The sequence below is a fragment of the Leisingera sp. F5 genome (assembly GCF_001593695.1).
Genome location: NZ_LUKH01000317.1, coordinates 1 through 2,917, shown reverse-complemented (window position 1 = coordinate 2,917; position 2,917 = coordinate 1). Strand labels below are relative to the sequence as shown.

Below are 2,917 nucleotides of genomic sequence, written 5' to 3'. Positions count from 1 at the left end.
AGATTGCAGGGTAGACATAGATCGCAACAGAATAGAGGAAATAGACCCACAACAGCGGTTTGATGCCTGGAATGCGCGCGACCGCACGAAAGGCGCCGAACGGGTTGGCGCGGCGCCATTCAAAGGGGCGGCGGTTCTTGTCCTGAACCGTTTCGCCCATCACAAACCAGCCGAGCGCGAAATTCGCCAGCACCAGAACCGCAGCGGCATAGAATGGCGCCCGGGTGCCCAGTTCGCCCAGCAGCCCGCCTGTCAGCGGACCAAGTACAAATCCGGCACCAAAGGCAGCACCCAGCAGGCCGAAATTGGCGGCCTTCTTTTCCGCTGGTGAGATGTCAGCGATGTACGCCCCTGCCGTTGAATGGGTTGCGGCGGTGATACCGCCCAGGACGCGGCCCAAAAGCAGCAGCCACATGGTGCCGGCAAGAGCCATGATCAGGTAATCCAGCGCCATCACAAACAACGAGACCAGCAGCACGGGCCTGCGTCCGACCGCGTCGGACAGGCTCCCGAGGATCGGGCTGAACAGGAATTGCATCACCGCAAAAACGGTGCTGAGCACGCCCCCCCAAACCGCCGCCTGCGCCAGCGAGCCGCCCTGTACCTCGGTGATCAGGCCGGGCATCACCGGCATAATCAGCCCAATGCCCATGGCATCAATCATCACAGTCGCCAGGACAAAGACAAGAGCCTGGCGGTTACGGCTCTTTGTCCCGCCATCATCGTCGTTTTCTGCTGACAGAGCGGGCAATCCTGCTTTCCTTAGCGGTTTCTATTCGCCGCCCAGTTCTTCCGCCTTCCTGGCAAATTGCAAGGCGTCCCACGGCGCCCGGCCCATTTGCCGCGCCGGATCAAACAGGGTCGCTGCGTCCAGACCGGGATGGTCCCGCGCAACCAACTCCTGCAGCGAAGTTTGTGTCGATTGGGCTTCCTGGCACAGCATCTTGACTGCATCCTGCGCATCGGGCCGCGGCATTTCTGCAGCCAGGGCGAAACTCAGCGCCTCGGCGTGGATCATGCCCAGCCCGTCCGACAGTGAGGATGCCATGGCCGCAGCATTGGGTGCGAGACCGGCGCAAAGCGCCTTGCTGGCCATTGCCGCACTGGCTGCACCCAGTACAATCTGAGGCAGACACATCCATTCGGTGAACCAGGCAGCTCCGTCGCGCTGATGCCGCTGCATCGAGGCGCCCTGCAGGACGGAAAGCAAACCGCTGCCCTGCCGTGCCAACGCCACCAGCACCGAAGGTGCCACCGGGTTCTGCTTCTGCGGCATGGTCGAGGAGGCGCCTGCACCGCCCAGATAAACCTCCCCGATACCGCTTTGCACCAGTGCGATGCAGTCATCGCCGAGCTTGCCAAGGGAGAGGTTCACCCGCACCAGCCAGTTCGCAATCTGCAAGACCGGTGTGCGGTCAGTATGCCAGCTGCACCCGGGATCGCTTAGCGCTAGCCCCTTGGCCACGGCTGCGCGCACTTCCGCCCCTTGCGGCCCCAAGGCAGATGAGGTTCCCGCAGCTCCCGACAGAGACACCAGCAGGCAGCTCCGGCGCAGGCCGGGCAGTTCCTCCAGCAGCCCCAGAAGCGGGGCGCCCCAGCCCGCCGCAACCGCGCCGAAACTGGTAGGGGTAGCGTGCTGGCCATATGTGCGGGCGGCCATGGGCAGCTCCGCATGTGTTTTGGACAATACGCCAAGGGCTTTCACACTTGCGGTCAAATCCTTTTCCACCAACGCCAGCACTTGGCGCAGCCGCAGCATCAGCGCGCTGTCCATGATGTCTTGCGAGGTGGCGCCCCAATGCACGTACTGCGCGTGCTCTGGCGCTTTCATTTCTTCCCGGAAGGCCGCTACCAGCCCTGGCACCGGCACGCCGTTCTGCCCTGTGGGCCGCTTCAAAACACCGGGATCGACGGCGATTTCAACCACGGCCCGGCTGATTGCAGCGGCGCTCTCCTGCGGGATAACCCCGGCCGCGCCCTGCGCCTTGGCCAGCGCGCCTTCCACCAGCAGCATGGCACGCACCTCGGCGCTGTCGGAGAACAGGCGGCCGGCATCGCCGCTGCCAAAGAGATCACCGTACACCTGGCTGTCAAAGACGGAACCTGCCATCAGAAGTCCTTTGCGATGTGCCCGATCAGATCGGCGAGCCCGTCGGGGTCCGCAAAGAAGGGCGAATGGGATGTTTGCATGTCATAGACTCGCTGCGGCGGCAGTTGCGCAGCCATTTGCGCCTGGTATTCTGGAGGGATCACCCGGTCGCCAGAGCAGCGGATATAGGTCTTGGGCACGCTCTTGAACCGTTCAGTCAGCTGGACTGGCGTGTCCTGAGGCTGGATCGGTTGCAGGCAGAGGTTTTGCAGAGCAAAGCGCACCGCCTCCGCCGGGCAATCGTGATAGAACAGGTGCGGCGCGGTATCGGACAGGAACCTGTAGCCTGTGCCGGCCGGGTTCTTGGCGGTTGCCCCGAACAGCGTTTGCCGCGGTCCGGCCTTGCGCATATCGATCAGGGAGCTGCCGCTGACAGGGATGTAGGCGCAGAGATAGATCAATCCGCGCAGGTTTTCCGGGGCGGCCTCAGCCGCGGTGGAAATGGGAAAACCGCCCCAGGAATGCCCCAGCACGAGGGTGTCCGGAGTGGAGGCCGATGCGATGGCTTCAGCCGTTTCTGCCAAAGTGACGCTTGCCGGATCCCGGCCGTCGCCATGGCCGGGCAGGGTGATCGCACGGGCGCTGTGGCCGCGGGCTTCCAGCGCCGGGATCACATCGCGCCAGCACCAGGCGCCATGGCAGGATCCATGGATCAGAAGAATCTCAGCCAATGTGCCCGGTCTCCTGCAGGAAAGCGGTCAGGCGCTCAGCGTATTCCTCAGGCTGCTCGACGCAAGGGATATGGCCTGCACGGCGGATCAGGTGGAA

3 protein-coding genes and 1 pseudogene are annotated in these 2,917 nt (G+C 63.6%); all 4 read right to left on the bottom strand.

Going from position 1 to position 2,917, the window contains the following annotated elements:
- On the bottom strand, positions 1 to 664 hold a 664-nt coding region (locus A2I95_RS29510; RefSeq protein ID WP_291735607.1), incomplete at its 3' end, for an MFS transporter.
- Between the two features lie 108 nt (positions 665 to 772).
- Positions 773 to 2,110, bottom strand: coding sequence for an adenylosuccinate lyase family protein (locus A2I95_RS29505; RefSeq protein WP_291735605.1), 1,338 nt, complete (start codon positions 2,108 to 2,110; stop codon positions 773 to 775).
- A complete protein-coding gene (locus A2I95_RS29500; RefSeq protein ID WP_291735603.1) occupies positions 2,110 to 2,820 on the bottom strand; it encodes an alpha/beta fold hydrolase in 711 nt (236 codons plus the stop codon). The genes A2I95_RS29505 and A2I95_RS29500 overlap by 1 nt, the downstream gene beginning before the upstream one ends.
- Positions 2,813 to 2,917 (bottom strand): annotated as a pseudogene (locus tag A2I95_RS29495) (3-oxoadipate enol-lactonase); the annotation flags it as partial. The pseudogene A2I95_RS29495 and the gene A2I95_RS29500, both read right to left, overlap by 8 nt.